At 62.7% G+C, this 22,013-nt stretch carries 17 protein-coding genes; 11 read left to right on the forward strand and 6 right to left on the reverse strand.

What is annotated here, in order from left to right:
• Nucleotides 1-323: 323 nt before the first annotated feature.
• The 3 genes from Q4610_RS16330 (at nt 324) to Q4610_RS16340 (ending at nt 3,574) form a co-directional block, all read left to right on the forward strand.
• On the forward strand, nt 324-2,105 hold the full coding sequence (locus tag Q4610_RS16330; protein WP_304537035.1) for a LysM peptidoglycan-binding domain-containing protein: 1,782 nt from the start codon (nt 324-326) through the stop codon (nt 2,103-2,105).
• 4 nt (nt 2,106-2,109) lie between these two features.
• Nucleotides 2,110-2,304 (forward strand): hypothetical protein, encoded by a 195-nt coding sequence (locus tag Q4610_RS16335; protein ID WP_304537036.1) that lies wholly within the window; start codon nt 2,110-2,112, stop codon nt 2,302-2,304.
• Between the two features lie 706 nt (nt 2,305-3,010).
• Nucleotides 3,011-3,574 carry a LysM peptidoglycan-binding domain-containing protein gene (locus tag Q4610_RS16340; protein WP_304537037.1) on the forward strand — a complete coding sequence of 188 codons (564 nt, stop codon included), beginning with the start codon at nt 3,011-3,013 and terminating at the stop codon, nt 3,572-3,574.
• Here Q4610_RS16340 and Q4610_RS16345 read toward each other — a convergent pair.
• The 4 genes from Q4610_RS16345 to Q4610_RS16360 all read right to left on the reverse strand — a co-directional run bounded on the left by Q4610_RS16345 (nt 3,484) and on the right by Q4610_RS16360 (nt 10,789).
• Nucleotides 3,484-6,825, reverse strand: coding sequence for a glycosyl hydrolase (locus Q4610_RS16345; protein WP_304537038.1), 3,342 nt, complete (start codon nt 6,823-6,825; stop codon nt 3,484-3,486). The two genes, Q4610_RS16340 and Q4610_RS16345, sit on opposite strands and share 91 nt — an antisense overlap.
• Nucleotides 6,826-6,938: 113 nt before the next feature.
• Nucleotides 6,939-7,916: an alpha/beta hydrolase gene (locus tag Q4610_RS16350; RefSeq protein WP_304537039.1), complete on the reverse strand. Its 978-nt coding sequence runs from the start codon at nt 7,914-7,916 to the stop codon at nt 6,939-6,941.
• A 67-nt stretch (nt 7,917-7,983) separates the two neighbouring features.
• Nucleotides 7,984-9,258 carry an MFS transporter gene (locus tag Q4610_RS16355; RefSeq protein WP_304537040.1) on the reverse strand — a complete coding sequence of 425 codons (1,275 nt, stop codon included), beginning with the start codon at nt 9,256-9,258 and terminating at the stop codon, nt 7,984-7,986.
• Nucleotides 9,259-9,373: 115 nt separating this feature from the next.
• A complete protein-coding gene (locus Q4610_RS16360) occupies nt 9,374-10,789 on the reverse strand; it encodes an FGGY-family carbohydrate kinase (protein WP_304537041.1) in 1,416 nt (471 codons plus the stop codon).
• A gap of 124 nt (nt 10,790-10,913) precedes the next feature.
• On the opposite strand from Q4610_RS16360, the gene Q4610_RS16365 reads away from it, so the two are divergent.
• Nucleotides 10,914-13,022 carry a bifunctional rhamnulose-1-phosphate aldolase/short-chain dehydrogenase gene (locus tag Q4610_RS16365; protein ID WP_304537042.1) on the forward strand — a complete coding sequence of 703 codons (2,109 nt, stop codon included), beginning with the start codon at nt 10,914-10,916 and terminating at the stop codon, nt 13,020-13,022.
• 96 nt (nt 13,023-13,118) lie between these two features.
• Nucleotides 13,119-14,408, forward strand: coding sequence for a sugar isomerase (locus tag Q4610_RS16370; RefSeq protein ID WP_304537043.1), 1,290 nt, complete (start codon nt 13,119-13,121; stop codon nt 14,406-14,408).
• 51 nt (nt 14,409-14,459) lie between these two features.
• Here Q4610_RS16370 and Q4610_RS16375 read toward each other — a convergent pair whose 3' ends face one another.
• Together Q4610_RS16375 and Q4610_RS16380 are read right to left on the reverse strand one after the other, a co-directional pair.
• A complete protein-coding gene (locus Q4610_RS16375) occupies nt 14,460-15,254 on the reverse strand; it encodes a DeoR/GlpR family DNA-binding transcription regulator (protein ID WP_304537044.1) in 795 nt (264 codons plus the stop codon).
• Nucleotides 15,255-15,348: 94 nt separating this feature from the next.
• Complete coding sequence (locus Q4610_RS16380; protein ID WP_304537045.1) at nt 15,349-15,648, reverse strand: Dabb family protein; 300 nt, start codon at nt 15,646-15,648, stop codon at nt 15,349-15,351.
• Nucleotides 15,649-15,897: 249 nt separating this feature from the next.
• Between Q4610_RS16380 and Q4610_RS16385 the strand changes: the two genes are divergently transcribed.
• From Q4610_RS16385 to Q4610_RS16410, 6 genes are all read left to right on the forward strand, one after another.
• Nucleotides 15,898-16,806, forward strand: a complete 909-nt coding sequence (locus tag Q4610_RS16385; protein WP_304537046.1) for a sugar phosphate isomerase/epimerase family protein — start codon at nt 15,898-15,900, stop codon at nt 16,804-16,806.
• Nucleotides 16,807-16,946: 140 nt separating this feature from the next.
• Nucleotides 16,947-17,996: a LacI family DNA-binding transcriptional regulator gene (locus Q4610_RS16390; RefSeq protein ID WP_304537047.1), complete on the forward strand. Its 1,050-nt coding sequence runs from the start codon at nt 16,947-16,949 to the stop codon at nt 17,994-17,996.
• 260 nt (nt 17,997-18,256) lie between these two features.
• Nucleotides 18,257-19,237 carry a 3-keto-disaccharide hydrolase gene (locus Q4610_RS16395; protein WP_304537048.1) on the forward strand — a complete coding sequence of 327 codons (981 nt, stop codon included), beginning with the start codon at nt 18,257-18,259 and terminating at the stop codon, nt 19,235-19,237.
• 66 nt (nt 19,238-19,303) lie between these two features.
• A complete protein-coding gene (locus tag Q4610_RS16400; protein ID WP_304537049.1) occupies nt 19,304-20,548 on the forward strand; it encodes a Gfo/Idh/MocA family protein in 1,245 nt (414 codons plus the stop codon).
• Entirely contained in the window at nt 20,545-20,919 is a 375-nt protein-coding gene (locus tag Q4610_RS16405; RefSeq protein ID WP_304537050.1) for a c-type cytochrome, read from the forward strand. The genes Q4610_RS16400 and Q4610_RS16405 overlap by 4 nt, the downstream gene beginning before the upstream one ends.
• Nucleotides 20,916-21,965 (forward strand): sugar phosphate isomerase/epimerase family protein, encoded by a 1,050-nt coding sequence (locus Q4610_RS16410; RefSeq protein WP_304537051.1) that lies wholly within the window; start codon nt 20,916-20,918, stop codon nt 21,963-21,965. Before Q4610_RS16405 ends, Q4610_RS16410 begins: the two co-directional genes overlap by 4 nt.
• The last annotated feature ends 48 nt before the right edge of the window (nt 21,966-22,013 follow it).

The raw sequence follows: 22,013 nt of genomic DNA on the forward strand, positions 1-22,013 counted from the left end.
CGCCCGCAAGGCGGGTTTTTTGCGCTCCACCGCAAACAAAAACATCACGGCAAAAAAAGCCCCGACGCAAACGCAACAGGGATTTGCTCCAGGCCCCGCCAAACAACACCCCCTCGATACAGGCAAACGCACCCTGCCAAACTCGCCGTAAAGCGCGGCGTTGGAGCCGCCTGGGGGTGTTCCCCCGCATCTTCACCGAACTGGCGGGTGTTGGAAAGCCAGGTTTCCTCGGATGTAGTAACATCCGTTCGTTCCGATGGAACATGGGGCAGCATCTCAACCTATTATTATAACGCCAACGAAACATCTGCCAATTCCGGCGAATGGCAAGGCGTTGCATCGACCAGCGCAACGATGGCGCGGGCCTCTACGGGGCCTTCCGGGGTGGTCTGGACAGCGCCGTCCCCTATGCCGATTTCGATCAGAGCTATGACCCGATCAACGGCCTCTCCTATGAGGAGGCGTGTGCCCGCTATACCGTCGCGTCCGGCGACAGCTTCGAGAGCATCGCGCTTTCCGTCTGGGGCGACGCGAGCTACTGGTACTTGATTGCCGACGTCAACGGCATGTCGAGTTCGAACGATCTGGTGGCGGGGATGAGCATCATCATCCCCAACAAGGTGCACAACAGCCACAACAACGCCGACACCTATCGCGTCTATGATCCCAATGAAGCGATAGGCGACCTGTTTCCCTCCGCCGCCAAACCGCCGAAGAAGGCCAAGTGCGGGGTGTTCGGACAGATCATGCTTGTCGCCATCGCGGTGGCGGTGACAATCATCGCGCTGCCTTCGACGGCTGGAACCAGTGTAATCTTCGGTCAGGGTCTGATAGCCGGTGCACTGGGCAGTGCGGCAAGCCAGGCGGTGGGTCTTGCAACTGGCCTGCAGAGCAAGTTCGATTTGAAGGGCTTTGCTCTCTCTGCGCTGGCTGGGGGTATCACCGCAGGCATCGGACCTAAGGGCAATATGCTGGGCCTGAATACCGGGACAGATGGTTTGTTCGGAGGGGGGTGGCTCGCGTCCGCCGGTCGCGGCATCGTATCGAGCATTGCGACGCAGGGCATCGGTGTCGCAACTGGCCTGCAAGGCAAGTTTAACTGGGCAGGCGTGGCCACCGCGGGCATAGGGGCGGGCATAGGCAGCGTGATAGGCCGGTCATTTGCAGACGCTGCCTCGCGCTGGGCCAGCCGTGGGCAGCAATTTGTCTCCGGCATGGCAGGTGGCATCGCCGCCGCCGCAGGGGAATCGCTCATCGCCGGCAACAGCTTCGGCGACACACTCATGTCATCGCTGCCAAGTATTATAGGCAATACGGTTGGGAACTTGGCAGCAGACGCTGTGGCTGGAAATGGCGACCCGAAACGATCAGGGAAGTTTGCTCAGGCAAGCACAGGCAGCAGAACCGAAGGGCCAAGCCCCGAAGAACAGTATTTCGCTGACATAGTTGTTACGGCACGCGACCTGAAGGATGAGGCACTAAAACAAGGGCGCAGCATTGGTGACAGGATCGATCGCTTTTTCGGAACAAATATCTTTGGCGGCATCCCAATGTCGTCCTATGTCGGATTTGATAGCCCTGCCGCTGGATATACCGCGCCAATTACCAAAGGAGAACTCCTTGGCGATGCACTTATCGTGGCTCCGGCGCTGCGAGGGGCAGGTAGCCTATTGACTGTTGGAGGCCGAACCGCTGCCACCGTTGATACTGGTATCATCATCACAGAAAATCTGGGCACTGCCAGTGCAGCAAACGGCGCGCGTCTGGGGCCGCAACTTCTTGCCGAGGAAGTTGCAAACGGCCATGCTCTTGCAAAACATCTGGCAGGTGGCGAGTTTGCTCCCTTGGGGATCAGAACGAAGGCACAGTTCCAGAATTTTGTGGAAAAAATTGTAAGCAACCCAGCCACTCCGACCAGATGCGCATCGGATGGAACAAAATATTACTTAGATGAAACAACCAGAACTATCGTAATCAGCGGATCAAGAGGTGAGGTCACTGCATTTCGGCCAGATTACGGTGTTGGATGGGAGAACTACCTAAATTCGCAAGTGCCGCGAAATGCACGACTGCCAGGGTATGACCCCGTTCCGAACGGAAGGTAATAAAATGAATGAACAAAGCACGGTTCAGGTTAATATCAGCGTTGATGAACTGCGTTACATAATTAGATGCGGAGCAGCCTTAGCACAAAATGTTCCAGTGCCTTCTCTTCCAACATATTGCGGATTTGATAAGGATCAGATCGTAAGATTTTCTGCTAAAATGCGTGATGAGTTGGAGAGGATTGGAGAAGACTTGTAGATTACCGAAAGTGCCTCGCACGGTCCTGCTGCCGTGAGACTGGACGGCACGCGGGCGATGTGTCTCGCAAGGGGGGTGCGGGGATCATTGAGGCGGATTATCACCGCCTCTTGGGCCTCATGAGAATAGATCAATAATATCAATGCGATGCGCTAATCATGCTGGACCGCACCCGGCACTCGGCTAGGCTCGATCTTTCAGGGATCGAGGTGCGGATATGTTGATCGGCTATGCCAGAACGTCGACGGTCGAGCAGGTTGCGGGGCTGGAGGCGCAGGAAGTGGGCTTGTTGCAACGGGTTGCCAAAAACTGTTCAGCGAACAGGCGTTATCGGTCGCTCAGCGCGACCAGCTTGTGGCGGGGCTGGACTTCGTGCGCGAGGGCGACACGCTGATCGTGACCCGGCTCGACCCCGCCTTGTCCGGGTCCACCGCCGACTGCTGAGCGCCCTGTCCTGCACGCCCCGTCGCTGCTATCCTCGCTCCGGCTCCTTCCCATCGTCCGCCCCCTTGCCCGACAGCACAACCGCGCCCGTCGCCCGCAAATTTCGCTCAAATTCCTCACATGCGCCATGAACGAACGTGGCGAAGTTCCGCACCATTCCCGCCGCGTCCTCGCGCCTCCGCGTGAAGCACGTCGCCCGTTTTGCAAAACGCCACCGCCATCCCGCAACCGCACAAATATGCGCCCTGCGACGGTGTGAACTTTGCAACTTCACAGGCTGCTGCCGGGTGGGCAGGATCGTACTGCGTCCAGCTACACCGTACAGGCTGGCGACACGCTGGAGGGGATCGCCCTGGCGCTGTGGGGCGACGCCAGCTTCTGGTACATGATCGCGGAGACGAACGGCCTGACCGGCAGCGATAGGCGGATCGAGGGCAGCCTGCTCGCCATCCCCTCCAAAGTCCACAACGCCCGCAACAGCGCCGACACGTGGAAAGTTTACGCTCCCAATCTCGCCATCGGCGACGCCAGCCCCATCGCGCCTGCCGCCCCCAAACCCAAAAGGGGCAAATGCGGTGCGTTCTCTTCGTCAGTCTTTGAGGGCGGCCGCGACATTCCTAAACATCAAGAACTTCCGGCGCTTGCTGATCGCAATCAGGGCAATCGCCCGGATGATGGTGCGGATCACCCTGATGACGCGAAATGCCGTGCAGAATGTTTCGCCCCCGACGGGGATCAGGGCGTTTCCAGTTCGATACGCACCGGCCCCATCAAGCCCGAAGGCCGGAGCGGCGCGTCGGCGGTGTATGTCGGCATGGTGGTGTAGGCGATCGGTTTCGCGCCGGGCTGGGCATCGCCGACGAGACGGTTGACCCACAGGTTCGCGACGCGCACTTCAAGGCTGTTGCGGCCGCGCTGAACCCACTTGGTCACGTCGAGCCGATAGGGCGCTTTCCAGGCGATCCCAGCCGCTTTGCCGTTGATCAGCACCTCGGCGACGTCGCCGACCTTGCCGAGGTCGAGATAGATGCGCTTGCCCGCGCCAAAGGCATCCGCCGGCAGCGAGACATTTTTCCGGTAGGTCGCCGTGCCGGAAAAATAGCGCGTCCCGGCGTCGCTGCTGGCCGACCAGTCGGCCGCAGGCAGCGATCGAGTCCCCGACGGCGCCCCGCGCCCCGGCTGGAAGCTGACGTCCCAATCTCCTTCGATGGAGGTCAGCATCCGCCTTTGCGACGCCGCGACGGTTCGGGACGGTGGCACGTCCTGCCCCCCGCGAAAGACCACGAAGCCGGATTGCCGGGGCTCCAGTGTCATGGGTATGATCGTGCGACCATCTTCGATCCGATAGCTCAGGGGCGTGGAGCGGCCGGTCTCCGCATCCCAATATTCGGGAATGCCAACCGTTCGGAAACGCAGGTCCAGCTTTTCCTGATGGCCGGAGCGGCTAGTGAAATAATAGATGTCGGACGTTGGCAGCGTGCGATGAACGAACATAACATGCGTGTCGGGTGACGGCTTGCTATGGTCGAAATCGGGAACGAGCTTCAGCGCCGCCAGAGCGGCGTTGACATCGGCCGCCTCGATGATCCGTCCGCGCCCGCTGTCCCCTCCCCATAGCCGGTCGGCCATTCGGGCGAACTCGGCGGCATCGTCGGACAGGCTGGGGGTGCCGGTGGGCTTCATGCCCGCCACGGTTGCGCCGCCGCGCACCAGCGCGTCCAGCTTTCGCAGCACGGGCAACGTCATCCGTCTGCTGGTGCCACCCAGAAAGATCAGCTTGTACCGTGCGCCGCTGCGCGCCACGATGTCCGCACCGTCATTGGCAAGCTGGTTGACCAGCGCATCGGCGTTGACATAATCCATCCCGGTCGTCGCCGGCACATCGGCCCATAATTTGTCCTGGTAAAGCGCGGTCAGCGGCGCCTCTTCCCCGTAAAAATAGGCGACATCCGCAGCAAAACGGCCCTGTTGCAGCATATAGGCGCTGCGCGACATGTAGGAGACCCACGGCTTCGCCATCTCCGCCCATGTATCCTGGCGGTTGAAAAATTGTCCGAATATCCAGAGCGACAGGCCGGGCGCCTTTTCCGTGACCGGCTGGTGGACCGACGTGTGGATGACGGGCCGGTTGACCCCCAGCGCGAACTCCAGGTCGATCATCGGCTTGAGGTCGGCCGGGGCATAAGACCAATATTGCATGCTCGACGTCAGCGATTCGGCGGCGACGATGTTCTGGCCATAGACATGGGCGACGGAGGCGGCGCCACGGATGTCGCCCATCAGGCGCGGGTCCGGCCCTGGCTTCTGCGTGTCGAACACCCACAAGGCCGCCATCGGGATATCCGCATGGCGCCGCATCGCCATGTCGTCACCGATGGAAGGACGGTACATTTCCAGCGCTTCGCTGTAATGGATCAGATTGCGTTTGTGCAATTCCTCGGCCAGCGTGCCATAATGCGCCTGCGCGATCAGCTCGCTGAGCGTCTTGCGGAAATCATAGAGGAAGGCGTCGGTGCGGGCGGCCGTGTCGATGATCACGCCCGTCAGCGCCGGCAGCCAGCGTGTGGCGTCATATCCCCGGCGCCGCTGGAATTCCGGCAGCAGGCCGTCCGTCCAGTTGGCGGCGCCCGCTTCGATGCTGTCATTCACCATCGCGCGCACGCCATTCTTGCCGATCAGGTCGGGACCGGCGGCCTGCACATAGCTGTCGAGATAGGTGTTGATGTAGCGGCGGACGGCGGACGCATCGAATTTGTCGACTTCCAGGCCCGTCGCTTCGGGTGTGGCCGGGTGATTTTCCGTCCCGATCAACGAATAGCCGAACCGCAAGACTTTCCAGCGCCCGGCCGGGGGCGTCCAGTCGAGCGTGCCATCGGACCGGACCTTGTCGCTCACGTCCACCATGTCGGCGAGACGTGGGCCGTTGCCTGGCGCGGTTTCTATCGCATAATAATCGGGGGCAAGCGCGAAGGCCGCCTTTTCCTCCGACCGATTGACCCGTGGTTCGGCGTGGAACGCCAGTTCTGTAACCTTCAGCGTTTTCGGAACGCTGCCGGACAGGGCGGCCACCGGGGAAAGGTCCACTCCGGCTGCCCAGGGGGAAGGAATGGGATAGGTGGGGGCGTTATGCCGGAAACGGATACGAAGCGCCGTTGCGGTCACTGCCGGAAAACTGACGGTGCTGCGCGGACTGGTCCCGGCGAAGCGGGCGACTTCACGGAAGGTCTTGCCATCCGAGCTCGCTTCCAGGATGGGCGTGAAGGGCCCTTCGTTCGATTTGCGTTCGGACGATAGCGACAGCGTGGCCGAGCGCACCACCTGTGACTGCGTGAAATCCGCCCGGAGCCAGGCCGGATCATCGGCCGTGCCGGACGTGATCTCGATGCCTTCGGCGTAGCGGCCATCGGTGAGCGTGGCAAAGTCGGTCTGTCCCGACGACGTGGAGTAGCGCGGCATGGGCAACGCTTTGCCGCTGTCGCGATAGGCGATCGTGACGATATCGCGATAGAAGGACGGCCCCTGTTTTTCACCTGCGCCCCGCATCGTGGTGAGCAGGCTGGGCGGGTTCGTCATGTCCTGAAACGGGCCGGTGACGACCGGCGGCGGTGCCAGCTTGCCGGTAAACCGCCGGCCGCCGACGATGTCGGTTTCCGACCAGACCAGCTTTTTCATGCCGTCCTGGGGCTGAACCCACGGACCGCCGGTTTCGCTCCAGCCCGGCGAACTGGCGATGGCCAGTTCCAGCCCAAGCGTGTCGGCGGTTCGGGCGGCGAACCGGAAGGCCTGTTTCCATTCGGGCGTCATATAGGCCAGCCGCTTGTCGACGACCTGCGGCGTTGCAAGCTGCGCGTCGAAATTCTGCACGCCACCGATGCCGACCCTGGCCATCCACTCCAGGTCCAGCTTGATGCCTTCCTCGGTGATATTGCCGTTCATCCAGTGCCACCAGACCCGCGGGCGGGCCGATTGCGGCGGGGTCGCAAATTGATCGGAGAGGGTGTCGGCCGCGACCGGCCCTGCCAGCATCGTGAGCGCGCAAAAGCGTATGCCCATCCAATAGCGCGTCGCGCGAGCCATCCGCACTCTCCCTTTTCTCACATCATTCAGGCTTGTCAAAGGCAACATGCCCCAGCTAAAAATCGTTTTCAATCAAATCTATTCTATTTCGATCATTGGGGCGTGTGGGCTGTTCAATAGTGGCGGTCCAGGAATGACGTGAACAGGTTCATCCACTGGCCCGCCGGCGCATTGGAAGGGCCAACCCCAAATCCATGCCCGCCTTCTTCGAAGAGATGAAGTTCCACGGGGCGGGACGCGGCCTTCATCGCGTCGGCGAACAGGACGCTGTTCTGATAGGGCACCGTCTGATCATCGAAGGCATGCGCCAGAAAGGCGGGCGGCGTGTCCTGTGCGACATGATCGAGCGGACTGCGCTGCCGGATCAACTGGGGGGGCGCCGCCGGACCCAAAAGGGCGTCGGTGACAAATGGCAGGCCATAGGGCGCCTGCAACGTCGTGACCGGATAGATCAGGCCAGCGATATGCGGGCGGGCGCTGAGGCTGTCGATTTGATCGCGCGGCGTGTACACCCGCTCGGCAAACCCGGTGAGCAGGCTGGCCGCGAGATGTCCGCCCGCGGAAAAGCCCAGCACGCCGACGGTTTCGGCCGCATAGCCGTAGCGCCCGGCCAGTGATCGAACATGACGGATAGCGCGCTGGGCGTCCTGCAGCGGCACGTCCGCGCGTTTCTGCCAGCCCTCGTCGGGTAGGCGATAGACGAGGACAAATGCGGTGTAGCCCGCAGCCGTGAGGGCATCGGCAATGTCGCTGCCCTCGCCGCGAAGGGAAAGCGCCGTGTAGCCGCCGCCGGGGATGATGAGCATGGCGCGGCCATTGGGTGTCCGTGGCACGAAGACGCGCAACTCCGGGTCGCTGACCCCCCTTGCAAAGCTCGGCCCCCAGGATGCGGGCTTGGACGGGATATGGGCCGGGCCGCCGGGTGGAAGGCCCCGCCACAAGCGGATCGTCGGCGCCGCCAGCCAGCCAGGGGTGAGCGGCCCCGCGCCGTCCGGCATCTTGAGGGCGTCGCGCGCTGTCACCGACGTGGCGGATAACAATGTTGCGGCCGCTCCCAGCAAGGCGTGGCGGCGGTCTAGAGAGAATGTCATGTCCGGGCCTTTACAATCAGGTCTGCGTTGCTTCCGCGCGCCATGAAGATGGGGGCGGCGAGAATGATCATGTGGAGATTTTGGCCGAGTCCGCCGCTAGCTGCTCCAGCGACTTGCCCTCGTTGCGCGGTGCCCAGATTGCGCCGACAACGCCGCTGATCACCAGGAAGCCGGTCAGGATCCAGGCCAGTTCGGTGAAGTTGCGCGCGGCAAGCGCAGGCACGGCGAGGCTCCAGATGCCCAGACCGATACGCACGATCGCGAAGGCCAGTCCCTGGGCGGTCGATCGGATCGCGGTCGGGAACAGTTCGGAACTCCATAGCTGGAAGAAGCTTTGTGCCCCAAAGCCGCCGGCGACACCCATGATGACTATATGGATGATAACGGCCGTCAGGGTGAAGCCGAAAATCGCCAGCACCATCATCCCGACGACGTGAAGAATGGCGGAAATGGCAAATAGCGCACGCTGGTTGACGCGATCGGCCAGACGCATGAAGACGAAGAAGATCGACAGCATGCCGACCAGGAAATAGCTGGCCGGCACCACCGTCTCGGCCCATTCGGGCAGGTTGTTCTGCGCGATCAGATAGGGGGTGAAGAAGCCGTTATATCCAGCCCACAGGTTCCACATCCCGTACATCGTCACGAGATACAGTATCGCGGCCAGATGGCGGGGGGCCAGGACATCGGACCAGCCCGTCACCGTTCCGGTCGCCTCCGCCGCTGCCGCGCTTTCCTCCCAGCGTTCCGATTCGCGCATCCTCGATCGCAGGAAGGTGAGGGCGAGCGCCAGGGTGGCGAGGTGGATGAACAGCCAGCGAACGCCGTCGATGCCGAACGGTTTGAGGAAATAGGCGGCGGCAAGGATGGCGACCGGCCCCAGATACCAGAGAATCTGCGCGACCCCGGAATGAGCCGCCCGTTTATGGTCGGGTGCCTGTTCGGCGATGAGCGACCAGGATGCGGGAATGTCCGCGCCCACCGCCAGGCCGACGAGCAGGAACCCGGTGATGATCATCCACGGCGCGGCCGCGAAGATCAGAAACAGCATGCCGAACGCATAAAAGAGCATATCGAACTGATAGATTTTCTTGCGGCCAAAGATGTCGCACAGGCGACCGCCGATCAGCGCACCGACGCCAGCGGAGATCGCGTTGGCGGAAAAGGCGCCGATCAGGCCGATGAAATTGTCGGACAGATCATATTGCTCTTTCCACAGCGCCAGGGCGACGGAACCCGACACGATGGACCCCGCATCGATATAGTTGGCCAGTCCGGCGATGATCGTATTCCGCCAATGTTCCTTGCCGGTCATGGTGTCGGTATGCGTTACAGCAGTCATGTTCAGGCTTTCCCTGCCAGAATGGTCCGGTCGATATCGGCGATGCGGGTTGTTCCCGTCAGCGCCATGGCAATAGATATTGCGGCTCTGCTGAAATCGGCGATCGAGGCGGTGATCATCCCCGTGGCCCTCCGTTGCGATCCGCGATGGCCGCTCGCCAAGCATGGCGATAGGTGCCTAGATCGCATGGCAGCGGTTCGGCGCGCACCAACTGCCCGTCGGGGCGCAGCGCCGGGTTGATCAGTCGCAACGCGCCGAAGGACACGTCATTCTGCGCATTTGCGATATAGATCCGCAGATCCGGCCGCAGGCTGGCGAGCGCCCGGACGAATACCTCCGCCGCGGCAAACCGCCCCTCGATCAAAAGCTGCTCTCGCGTCCCGATCAGGTCGAGCGATACATCTGCGACGAGGGCGGCGTAGAGGCAGGCGGCGGCGCGCCGCTCGATCCAGTCGTCCGGCCGGTTTACCCAGTCCGCATGACCGTGCGGGAAAGGGCCGGCACCCGGCGCCAGCGTCGGCAGGATCATTGAACCGTTCGCGCATATCGTTGGCACGGCGGCGCGCAGCAGGGGCTGGTCGGGCTTGATGTCCACCTGTCGGGTGTCGATCTCGATCACCGTTTCGATCTCGCGTCCGCCCATGAAACGCGCTGAGGGAACGGGGCTGCCATAGGCGTCGACATTGACCAGGCAATCGCGCGCCTCCGGCAGGGCTGCAAGGTCCAACTCATCCGGGGTGAGGCGCATGGCGATGAACCATGTGCCTGTCGACAGGACGGTCGCTTCTTGTCCGTCGATCCCGGCATATCCTCTGGCAGCGAGCAGGGCTGCATTGGAATCATGCAATCCCGCCAGGACCGACACGCCCGCGGGAAGTCCCGTCGCGTTCGCCACGCGATCGCTGATCGGTCCCACGATATCGCCTGCACCGACGAGCGGGGCGAAGCGATCAGCCCAGCCCAGCCGGGTGGCCATCGGCGAGAAGCGCGCGATCGCAGGGGACCACACATCGCTATGACACCCCAGGCTGGTGACTTCGCTCACCGCGCGGCCGGTCAGGAACCAGGCCCAATATTGTGCCCAGGGCAGCAGCGTGGCCTCTGCCATCTGCCGGGGATACAGGTGCTGCAACCAGTAAAGCTGGCTGCCGATATTAAGCCCCGCAGGCAGCGCGGGCGATCCTGTGATCGCGAAGGGATCGCGTTCCGCCCGATAGGCCGCCAGTATGTCGTCGGGAATCGCCTGCTCATAATCGAGCGGGGCAAAGGCCAGGCGACCGTCGATCAGCGCCGCGACGCCTGCGCCATGGCCGACCGGGATGATGCGTTGGACCGGATGGCCGCTGTAGCGGGACAGGCACTCGATCAGCCAGTCGCCGATCCCGTCGGCGTCCAGCCGGCGCAAACCGCCGTCAATGATCGGGCGGTTCGGGCGTACCTGCCGGTCCAGCATCTGGCCGGCGCGATCCCACAGGCTCACCTTGCTCAGCGTCTTGCCCAGGTCAATGACGACAGTGACGCCGGTGTCCAAGGCGCTTCCTCCTCTCTCTCATTTCTTAAATTCGATCACTATCAATCATTCTTGATCATTTCCAGTAAAAAGGATAGAGGCTGACGCGGCGGGAGCAAGTGCCGCCAATTGTGTTGAGGATGTCATGAACGCTGAGTCCAAGCTTATCGCCGCAATCCCCTTTGCCGTGCCCACCAGCCGTTGGGACGACGCGCTCGCGGCGACGCTTGGCCCGGCCGAGTTGCTCCTTTATCGCTCCAACCTGCTGGGGTCGGACCTGACCGTCACCAATTTCGGTGGCGGCAATACCTCGGCCAAGCTGATCGAAACCGATCCGCTGTCCGGCAAAGAGGTGGAGGTCTTGTGGGTCAAGGGATCGGGCGGCGATATCGGCTCGATGAAGCTCGACGGCTTCTCCACCCTTTATCAGGACCGGCTTCTGGGGCTGGAAGCGCATTATTCCGGGCCGGACGACGATGACAAGATGGTCGGCTATCTGCCGCATTGCACCTTCAATCTGAACAGCCGCGCCGCCTCGATCGACACGCCGCTGCACGCGCTGCTCCCCTTTGCCCATGTCGATCATGTCCACCCGGATGCGATCATCGCCCTTGCGGCCTCGTCAGGCGGCGAGGCGGCGACGCAGGCGATCTGGGGCGGCCGGATCGGCTGGCTGCCGTGGAAGCGGCCGGGCTATACGCTGGGCGTCATGCTGCGCGATTTCGTCGCCGCCAATCCCGGCGTCGAAGGCGTCATGCTCGCCGGTCATGGCATCATCTGCTGGGCGGACAGCGCCAAGGCCTGCTACGAACATACCATCGAACTGATCGCGGACGCGGCGACCTATCTGAACGATCGTCTGGCCGGCCGGCCAGCCTTTGGTGGGCGGAAAGTGGCCGCCAACCCGGATCGGGCGGCGATCGCCGCCGACCTGATGCCCCGGTTGCGCGGGTTCATGACCGGGGCGCGGCGCAAGCTCGGCCATTTCTCCGACGATGCGGCCGCGCTGGAATTTGTCGGATCGGTCGACTTCGAACGTCTCTCCGCCCTGGGCACCTCCTGTCCCGATCACTTCCTGCGGACGAAGATCGCGCCGCTCATGCTTGATCCCGCGCGCTTGCAGGACGACGCCTATCTGGCTGAACAGGTGGCCGCCTATCGGGCGATGTACGGCGCCTATTATGAGCGGTGCAGGCGGCCCAACAGCCCCGCCATGCGCGACGCCAACCCGGTCGTCGTGCTGGTGCCCGGCGTTGGGCGGATCACCTTTGCCACGGACAAGACGACTGCGCGGCTGGCCGGCGAATTCTACGGCAACGCGATCAACGTGATGCGCGGTGCCGAGGCGATCGGCGACTATATCGCGTTGGATGAACAGGAAGCCTTCGATATCGAATATTGGCTGCTTGAGGAGGCCAAGCTGCAACGCATGCCTGCCCCCAAGCCGATGGTTGGCCGGATCGCGCTCGTGACCGGAGGCGCGGGAGGAATCGGCGCAGCGACGGCGACGCGCTTCCTGCGTGATGGAGCCTGCGTGGTGCTGGCGGACCGGGACATGGCGGCGGCCGAACAGGTGCGCGCGGAACTGGCCGGACAGTTCGGCCAGGACGTGGTGCGCGCCATCGGCTGCGACGTGACGGACGAGGCGCAGGTCGAGGCCGCGTTCGCCTACGCCGCCCGTGAGTTCGGCGGCGTGGACATTCTGGTCGCCAACGCAGGCATCGCGTCGTCCGCCACCATCGAGCAGACCACGCTGGACCTGTGGAATCGCAACTATGATGTGCTGGCGAAGGGCTATTTCCTGACGACGAAGCACGCCTGGCCGTTATTGAGGCGCATGAAGGAGCAGGGCGGCGCGTCGGTGGTGTTCATCGGGTCGAAAAATGCCGTGGCGGCGGCTGCGGGCGCTTCCGCCTACGCATCGGCGAAGGCGGCTGCCAATCATCTGGCACGCTGCCTTGCGCTCGAAGGTGCGCCGGACGGCATCCGCGTCAACATCGTCAACCCCGATGCCGTGATACGCGGCAGCCGGATATGGAGCGGCGACTGGCGCAAGGAGCGCGCCGCGTCCAACAAGATCGACCCTGGCGACGAACTGGAAGCACATTATCGCAATCGCTCCCTGCTCAAGCGGGACGTGCTGCCGGAAGATATTGCGGAAGCTGCCTATTGGCTGGGATCGGACGCATCGGCAAAGTCGACCGGCAACATGATCAATGTCGACGCGGGCAACGTGCAGGCCTTTACACGCTGACGCATGGACGCAGGCGTGCCGGCGCAATCGCTGGTACGGCGAACCAGAACCATGGCGGGCCATGACGCCCGCACGCAAGACGGGACAGGAAGTCTGATGAACCGACCCATTTCAGCCGAGCTGATCGAAGAGCATAATGCGGCGCATGCCGATATCCTTGCCGAGGATTATGATGCCCTTGCCCGCAAACTGGCGCGTTCGGGTGTCGACATTGATGCGATCAAGGACCGCGTGGCGGGCTTTACCGTGGCGGTGCCGTCGTGGGGCGCCGGGCGGGGGGGCACCCGCTTTGCCAAGTTCCCCATCCCCGGTGAACCGACGAACATTCACGAAAAGCTGGAAGATTGTTCCGTCATCAACCAGCTATCGCGGCTGACCCCGCGCGTGTCGCCGCATTTCCCGTGGGACAAGGTGAGCGACTACCAGGCGTTGCGGGACGAAGCGGCCGCGTTGGGGCTGGGCTGGGATGCGGTAAATTCCAACACGTTCCAGGACCAGGTCGGCCTGGCGCACAGCTATGCCAACGGATCGCTGGCAGCGCAGGACGCCGGCGCCCGCGCGCAGGCGGTCGAACATAATATCGAATGTATCGAGATCGGCCGCCAACTGGGGTCGTCCGACCTTACGGTCTGGGTGGGCGACGGCACCAATTTTCCGGGGCAACAGGATTTTACGCGCAGCCTGGACCGCTATCTGGAGGCCGCGAGCCAGATCTACGCGGCCCTGCCGGACGATTGGCGGATGCTGCTGGAACATAAGATGTTCGAGCCGGCTTTCTATTCGACCGTGATCAGCGATTGGGGATCATCCTTCCTCGCCGCGCAGGAACTGGGCCCGAAGGCCAAATGCCTCGTCGACCTGGGCCACCATGCGCCGAACGTGAATATCGAGCAGATCGTGGCCCGCCTGCATCGTTTCGGCAAGCTGGGGGGCTTTCACTTCAACGACAGCAAATATGGCGATGACGATCTCGATTCCGGGTCGATCAACCCCCACCAACTGTTCCTGGTGTTCAACGAACTGGCGGAAGCGGAGGCCAACCCACGCGGGGAATTTCGGCCAAGCTACATGATCGACCAGTCGCACAATGTCACAGACCCGATCGAATCGATGCTCTCCTCCGCCGAAACGATCGCGCAATGCTTCGTGAAGGCCAGCCTCGTCGACCGCGTATCGCTGCACGATGCGCAGGAACGCAATGACACGATGATGGCGTTCCAGGCGCTGCGCCGCGCCTACAATATCGACGTTGCCCCGATCCTGGCCAGGGCGCGGGTCGAGGCGGGGGGCGTCTATGACATGCTGGCGGTGTATCGGCAGAGCCGGTATCGCGACCGCAAGGCGCAGGAGCGCAAGCCGGTGGGGCTGGGGGCCGGGATCGTCTGATCACTGCCCGATCGCGGGAGGGCGGGACCGGAGCAGCCGCGTGAGCGACTGCTATCCGGCGACGATCAGGTTGACGCCGGCCCGTTCCAGCATCTGGGCCGTGGCGTCGGAAAGCCCAGCATCGGTGATGATGGTATCAACCTCGTCCAGCGCACAGACCACATTGCCCGAAGGACCGTCGAACTTCGTGGAATCGACCATGATGATGATCGTATCGGCGCGCTCGATAAAGCGGCGTTCGCCCGCGACCAGCACGACATCCGCCTGCATCAGGCCCTGCGGCCCGACCGACGCCGCGCCCATGAACAGCTTTGGCGCGTGAAAGCGCGGCATGCCATCGTCGCCGAACACGGACAGGATGATGTTCTGTTCTGGAAACACGGCCCCTGACGGCACGAGAATGCGGGTGCCCTGTTGCCCGATCAGCGCGGCGACGATGTGCAGCGAGTTGGTCAGCACCTGCAGGTTGAGGCCGGCCAGATGCGGGCACATTTGCAACGTGGTCGATCCGCCGTCGATCATCACGCCTTCGCCAGGGGAGCAAAGGTTGGCTGCGGCCTTGCCGATCGCCTCCTTTTGCTGGCGGTTGCGCGACACATTCTCATGGAACGGGACGCCAGCCAGGGGGGGCAGGGTGGCAGGGGACGGCCCGGCCTCCATATCCTGCGCTATTGCCGTTATCCCGCCCCGCAGGCGGACGAGCTTGCCCTGTTGCGCCAGTCTTTCGAGGTCGCGCCGGATGGTTGCCTGGGAACCGCTGATCTGCACTTCGAGATCCCGGAAAGACACAAAACCCCGTTCGCCCAATAGCTGGAGGATCAGGGCCTGGCGCTGACTTGCATGCATCGCGTGGTGATGGCGACGCGCCCCGTGAAGATCAAGCAAATTCGATCATTTCTACGCTTCGCCGGCCATCCCGTCCGGTCTGGCTGGCCAGTTTTCAGGGCGTATCCTGACTCTCGAAATCAAGTTCGAATGCATCGATCAAGGGCACCAGCCATTCCAGCAATGCAGCGTGCAATGGGTGGTCCACATAGCGCTCGAATGCATCATGGCTTGCAAACATCATGATGCCGGTCATCGTGAATTGGGCAGATTTGGACGACTGATTCTCGCCGAGCATCAGCGACACCAGACCGTCTATCTGTCCATCGAAGCGGCGGATGGCCGCTTCCGCCCGCTGCTTGTCGGCAGGGGTCGCCTCGTCTTTCCAGCGGAAGGTGAAGATGTGGACAAACATAGGCAGCCCTTGGTTCAGGAACGGGAACAGCCATGCGCGGCATAGTCCGGCTTGACCGTCGAAGCAATAATGGCTGCTATCGGATATCCCAGCAAATGCAATATTGACAGCGCTGACTATTGTGCGATGACGGCAGTATCAGGCCACGCTTTCGCGATATCAGAGCCTGTGAACGATCAGGGGAGATTGCACATGCACCTTAGCCGTCGCTCGGCCCTTTTCGCCCTGGCGGCCACGGGATTGACCGCCATGCCCAGCAATCCCCTGATGGCCGCCACGCCGCGCCCCTTTTTCCGGCGCATCGGCAAACCCATCGGCCTTCAGCTCTACACCGTTGCCGATGCCATCGAGAAGGATCTGGACGGCACGCTGGCCCGGATTGCAAAACTGGGCATTACCGACTTGGAACTGCCCGGCTTCTTCAAGCGGTCCCCCAAGGACCTGCGCGCCGCCGCCGATCGCGCGGGCGTCAAGTTCACGTCGATGCACCTGTTCGTGCCTGGCCCGTTCACCACTGATGCGATCACGCTGTCAAGCCCGCCGCAGCAAATCGCCGACGCCATGAATGCGCTTGGTATCAGGAATGTGGTCCTGCCCTCCGCGCCGACGCCCGAAGGCTTTGTGTTTCCCAAGGAAGGCAATCTGGGCCTGGCCGTTGCGGCCGCCATGCAAGCAGCCGGGCCGGATTATTGGAAAAAGGCTGCGGACCTTCTGAACGAACGTGCCACAGCGCTTCGGCCATTTGGCATTTCGCTGGCATACCACAACCACAATGCGGAGTTCCAGCCGCTCGCGGACGGTGTGCGGGGCTGGGACATCATCTTGGGGGAAACCGATCCCGCACTCGTCCGCATCGAACTGGACGTGGGCTGGGTGGCGGCGGCGGGCATCGATCCGGCCGCAGAGCTGCGAAGGCTGCGCGGGCGCGTCCAGGCGCTGCACGTCAAGGATATCAAGGCAAGCACCAAGCCCAATTTCACGATGCAGCAGGATCCGGCGGAAGCCGGGTCTGGTATCCAGAACTGGAAGACGCTGCTTCCCGCGGCGGAGGCGGCGGGCGTATCGCATTATTATATCGAACAGGACCCGCCGTTCGAGCATGAGCGTATGCAGGCGGTCATCAACGCCTATGCCTTTTTGAGCAAGGTCGTCGCTTAAGCGATCTCCGGGAACAAGGGCGGGGTGGGCGCTGCCGCACGCATGTCCGTATTGGTCCGCGAGCAGGGGCGTCATCGTCGCATCGCACGGCACGCAACAATGCCGTGACAAGACGCCCCCGGACCGCACATAACGCGCGCATGGATACGCCAGGACAGAAAAGCGGCAGCGGCCGTGCGACGATCGAGGATGTGGCCCGGATGGCGGGCGTATCGATCAAGAGCGTATCGCGCGTGGTCAATGGCGAACCGCATGTCTCGCAGAAATTGCGGGACAAGGTATCCGCCGCCATCGCCGCGCTGCATTATGTGCCGGACATGGCGGCGCGCTCGCTGGCCGGTGCCCGCGCCTTCATCATCGGGCTGCTCATCGACAATCCCAGTCCGAACTACACGATAAAGGTGCAGCGGGGCGTGTATCGGGCCTGTGTCGAGCAAAGCTATCATATGCGGCTCGACCATATCGATTCGACTGGCACGGGCGACGAACTGGAACGGTCGCTCGCCGCGATGCTCCGCAACAGCCGGTGCGACGGCTTCATTCTCACGCCACCGCTCGCCGATGACACGCGCGTGCTGGAATCCTTCGAACGTGCCAAGGTGCGATATGTCAGGATCGGCCCCAACATCATGCTGGATCGCGCCCAGAGCGTCAGGATGGACGATGCCGGGGCCGCCGCGCTGGTGGCGCAGCATCTTTGGGATCTGGGACATCGCCGCTTCGGCCTTGTCACCGGCCCGGAAAGCCTGAGTGCGGCGCTCATGCGCCGACAGGGTTTTCTCGACAAGCTTGCAGAACTGGGCTTCGAAGGGCAGGTGCCGCAGGCCGAAGGCGGGTTCACCGTCCATGGAGGGGTGAAGGCGGGCGAGCGCCTGCTGGCCGGTTCAGCGCGGCCAAGCGCGATCTTTGCGACCAATGACGATTCGGCGGTCGGCACCATGGTCGCGGCGCTGGGGGCGGGACTGACCGTGCCGCGCGACCTGTCCGTCTGCGGTTTCGACGATAGCTGGATGGCGCAATCGGCCTGGCCCAACCTGACGACGATCTATCAGCCGATCGAGGAAATGGGCTATGCCGCAGCGCAGATGCTGCTGGACCGCAGCGGGAACGGCCCGCAGGTGCTCACGCTGCCGTACCGATTGATCGAACGCGATTCCGCGGCGCCGCCCGCAGCCCACCCGACGCCATAAGCATATGCCAGATCAAGGGATGGGTCGGGCATACTCAATTGCCACAGCGGCCCGCACAAATCGTCGACGGCAAAATTGACAGCGTTGCCAGAAATGCATAGCTAGTCGGGACATGTTTTGGGAGATTGATGCTGTCACGGCGTCGGCATGCGGCTTGGATCGCGGCCGACATCAACCTGCTTTGTGCACGCAAAGCGCTGGGCCGACTAAGCAATCGCGCCAGAATGCCCGAATTTTGCTTCCTTGGGAGAAATCGCGAGATGACCATCCGCAATGTCCTGACCGCCTGCACCCTGCTGCTTGCGACGGCGAACACCGCCATGGCGGCGGGTGGACCGCCCGACGGATCAACGCCGGAGCAGCAGCGCATCGTCGCTGGCGATCCGCCGCTTCAGCAGGGCCGTCTCGCACTGGTCGATCTTCCCCGACCGACGAAGGCGCCCGTTTCGCTTTTCAATGGCCGTGACCTCAAGGGGTGGGACAGTTGGCTCGGCTATACCGATGCGATCAGCACGTTCACCGGGCCGACGGGGGAGCCGATCGGACTGAACAAGGATATGACCGGGGTATTCCGTGTCGTTCAGGAGGACGGGCGCCCCGCCATCCATGTCAGCGGCAAGATCCTGGGCGCCTTGCTGTCGAAGAGATCGTACAGCAACTACCATCTTCGCCTGCAATTCAAGTGGGGCGCCAATAGCTGGTATCCGTTTCCGCGCAACAATGGCCTGCTCTATCATTCGCATGGCAAATATGGTGCAGCGCTCGGTTCCTGGATGCCCGCAATGGAATTTGAGATCATGCCGCGTTCGATCGGCATGTTGCTGGCCGTCAGTGATTACAACGCGCCCCAACCCTATGACAGCGTCGACTGGCGGGTGAATGCAGATGTGGAGGTCGCGCAGGACAAGAGCATTCCCTATCCCTATCGCCGCTATATGCCGGGCGGACGGCTCCAGCCCCTGGCCTTCCCTGCGTTCAACGTCGATGCCAATGTCGATGCCGAAAAGCCGATGGGCGAATGGAACATACTGGATCTCTACACCTTTGGCGATCGGTCGATCCATGTCGTGAACGGTGTGCCGGTTCTGGAAGCGCGCAACCTGATGACGAAGAATGAAGCGGGCAAGCCTGTGCCCCTGACCTCCGGGCGTATCCAACTGCAATCGGAAGGAAGCGAGGCCTATTTCCGCGACATCACCATCGAACCTATCGATCATCTGCCCAAGATAGAGCGCCGCTAGCACCATGGCCGATGGCGTTTTGCACGCCGGAATAATGCCTGGCCATGCAGGAGAGGAAGTTTGCCAGTGCAAGAAAATGAGGATCGCGCGCATCGTGAAACAGGCGCGGATTGGGTGAACCAGGATGCGCGATCTGGCGCACCCATCTGTGGGCCTGTGCGCTACGGCATGATCGGCGGCGGCAGCGGCGCGTTCATTGGCGGGGTGCATCGCACAGCCGCCGCGATTGCCGGCAACTGGCAGTTGGTGGCAGGTGCCTTGTCCTCGACCCCGGACAAGGCTCGTGCATCCGGCGCGGACATCGGCCTGCCTGACGATCGCGCCTACGGATCATGGATGGAGATGCTGGAGCGCGAGCTTCTCCTGCCGCCGCATTTGCGGATGGAGGCCGTTGCGATCGTTACGCCCAACAATGTCCACGCCGCGCCCGCGATCGCCGCGATGGAGGCAGGGTTCGATGTCATTATCGACAAACCGCTGGCCGACAGCCTCAACGCCGCGCACGCAATATCGCAGGCCGCGTCGAGGACGGGTAGGCGCATTGCCATCACCCATACATATACCGGCTACGGGATGGTCAAGCAGGCGCGCGACCTTATCGCGTCCGGGCGGTTCGGCAAGGTCAGGCGGGTCGCCGTCAAATATACGCAGGACTGGCTGAGCCGCGCCGCCGATCTCGACAATAACAAGCAGGCCGCGTGGCGCGTCGACCCATCGCAAGCTGGCGATGCAGGGGCGTTCGGCGACATCGGCACCCATGCCGCCAATCTGGTGGAATATGTCACGGGCGAACGGATCACGCGGTTATGCGCCGAACTCACGATGCTGCCGGGGCGGCGCATTGATGATGATGGCGCGGCGTTGTTCCATTTGTCCGGCGGGGGCAAGGGCACGCTGATCGCGTCGCAAGTCCTGGTGGGCGACAGTAACGACCTTGCCATCTCCATCTATTGCGATGAAGCGGGCCTGCATTGGCGCCAGGAAGAGCCGACCACGCTGCGCGTCGGATATCGCGACCGGCCGACGGAAATCTGGCATGCCGGCGCGGGTCGGGCCTATCTCAGTCCCGCTACGCTTGCGGTTCAGCGCACGCCGGGCGGTCATCCGGAAGGCTATCTGGAGGCATTCGCCAACATCTATCGCGCGTTTGGCGAGCATGTGCGCGGTCGGCGCGCGGACGGCGAACCGGGGTTTGCCACTATCGCCGATGCCCTGCGCGGCATGGAATTTTTGCGCGCCAGCCTGGAATCGAGCCGTCGTGGCGGCTCCTGGGTCGAATTGGTGGAAGATATGTCTGGAGAACAGCGGTGAAACTCTCTCTCTTGCTGACAGGACTTGCGACCATGGGGTTTGCGATCCCTGCTATCGCAGCGCCTGCGCCAACCCCCGATGGCGCTGCCCTCTACAAACAGCGCTGCCAGATGTGCCACGGCGCACCGCCAGCGACGACGAAACTTGCGCCCGGCCTCGTCGGCGTGGTCGGTCGGCGCGCGGCGTCCGCAGACTTCCCCTATTCGGCGGCGTTGAAGGCGTCCGGACTGGTCTGGACCGCCGCGCAGCTTGACACGTTCCTTGCCGCACCCGCAAAGGCCGTTCCCGGCACCCGCATGGTGATCGGCGTGCCCGATGCGGCGCAACGTCGGGCCGTGATCGCCTATCTCGCCATGTTGAAGCGGCGATGAAGGGGCCGGCTATTTTCCTGGCGCAATTCGCCGGGGCTCAGGCGCCGTTCAACACGCTGGACGCGATCACCCGCTATATGGGCGGGCTGGGCTATAAGGGGGTCCAGCTTCCGACCTGGGATTCACGGCTGATCGATCTGGCGCTTGCCGCCGAGAGCCAGGATTATGTCGATGAGCTGAAGGGCATCTGTGCCGAAAATGGCGTCGAAGTGACAGAGCTTTCGACCCATTTGCAGGGCCAGCTTGTCGCGGCGCATCCCGCCTATGATGTCCTGCTCGACGGTTTTGCGCCACCTGTGCTGCACAACAATCCTGTGGCGCGGACCGAATGGGCGGTCGAACAGACAAAGCTGGCGGCAAAGGCGAGCCGTCGCTTCGGCTGCACGGCGCATGCGACATTCTCCGGCGCATTGATGTGGCATATGGTCTATCCTTGGCCTCAGCGCCCCGCCGGCCTGGTCGAGGAAGGCTTTGCCGAACTCGCCCGGCGCTGGCGCCCGATCCTGGATGTGTTCGACGACAATGGCGTGGACGTCGCCTATGAATTGCATCCGGGCGAAGACCTGCACGATGGCGTGACGTTCGAACGCTTCCTCGCCGCGGTCGACAACCATCCCCGCGCGAACATCCTGTACGATCCTTCCCATTTCCTGTTGCAACAGCTCGACTATCTCCAGTTCATCGACTTTTACCATGATCGCATCAAATGCTTCCATGTGAAGGATGCCGAGTTCCGCCCGAACGGACGGGCAGGTGTCTATGGCTCCTATTCCGGCTGGACGGAGCGGCCCGGCCGTTTCCGCTCCCTGGGTGACGGGCAGGTGGACTTCACCGGCATCTTCACCAGGCTGACGCATCATGGCTACGATGGATGGGCCGTGCTGGAATGGGAATGTGCCTACAAGCATCCCGAACAGGGTGCGGCAGAGGGCGCGCCGTTCATCACCCGACATATGATCCGCAAGGCCGAAAAGGCGTTCGACGATTTCGCCGGCACGGAAACGGATAGGGGCGTGCTGCACAAGCTGCTGGGCATTGGCGGATAGTGCCGGGCATTCACGCCATGTGGTGGCGGGTGCGACCAGCAGCCTTCC

Origin of the sequence: Sphingobium cyanobacteriorum, assembly GCF_030580935.1 — a bacterium.
GTDB classification, from domain to species: domain Bacteria; phylum Pseudomonadota; class Alphaproteobacteria; order Sphingomonadales; family Sphingomonadaceae; genus Sphingobium; species Sphingobium cyanobacteriorum.

Excerpts from the sequence above, each read along its gene's own strand:
- Q4610_RS16395 (WP_304537048.1), top strand. The coding sequence starts at position 18,257 with ATGACCATCCGCAATGTCCTGACCGCCTGCACCCTGCTGCTTGCGACG.
- Q4610_RS16410 (WP_304537051.1), top strand. The coding sequence starts at position 20,916 with ATGAAGGGGCCGGCTATTTTCCTGGCGCAATTCGCCGGGGCTCAGGCG.
- Q4610_RS16370 (WP_304537043.1), top strand. The coding sequence starts at position 13,119 with ATGAACCGACCCATTTCAGCCGAGCTGATCGAAGAGCATAATGCGGCG.
- Q4610_RS16390 (WP_304537047.1), top strand. The coding sequence starts at position 16,947 with ATGGATACGCCAGGACAGAAAAGCGGCAGCGGCCGTGCGACGATCGAG.
- Q4610_RS16385 (WP_304537046.1), top strand. The coding sequence starts at position 15,898 with ATGCCCAGCAATCCCCTGATGGCCGCCACGCCGCGCCCCTTTTTCCGG.
- Q4610_RS16375 (WP_304537044.1), bottom strand. The coding sequence starts at position 15,254 with ATGCATGCAAGTCAGCGCCAGGCCCTGATCCTCCAGCTATTGGGCGAA.
- Q4610_RS16350 (WP_304537039.1), bottom strand. The coding sequence starts at position 7,916 with ATGACATTCTCTCTAGACCGCCGCCACGCCTTGCTGGGAGCGGCCGCA.
- Q4610_RS16335 (WP_304537036.1), top strand. The coding sequence starts at position 2,110 with ATGAATGAACAAAGCACGGTTCAGGTTAATATCAGCGTTGATGAACTG.
- Q4610_RS16330 (WP_304537035.1), top strand. The coding sequence starts at position 324 with ATGGCAAGGCGTTGCATCGACCAGCGCAACGATGGCGCGGGCCTCTAC.
- Q4610_RS16345 (WP_304537038.1), bottom strand. The coding sequence starts at position 6,825 with ATGGCTCGCGCGACGCGCTATTGGATGGGCATACGCTTTTGCGCGCTC.
- Q4610_RS16380 (WP_304537045.1), bottom strand. The coding sequence starts at position 15,648 with ATGTTTGTCCACATCTTCACCTTCCGCTGGAAAGACGAGGCGACCCCT.
- Q4610_RS16355 (WP_304537040.1), bottom strand. The coding sequence starts at position 9,258 with ATGACTGCTGTAACGCATACCGACACCATGACCGGCAAGGAACATTGG.
- Q4610_RS16365 (WP_304537042.1), top strand. The coding sequence starts at position 10,914 with ATGAACGCTGAGTCCAAGCTTATCGCCGCAATCCCCTTTGCCGTGCCC.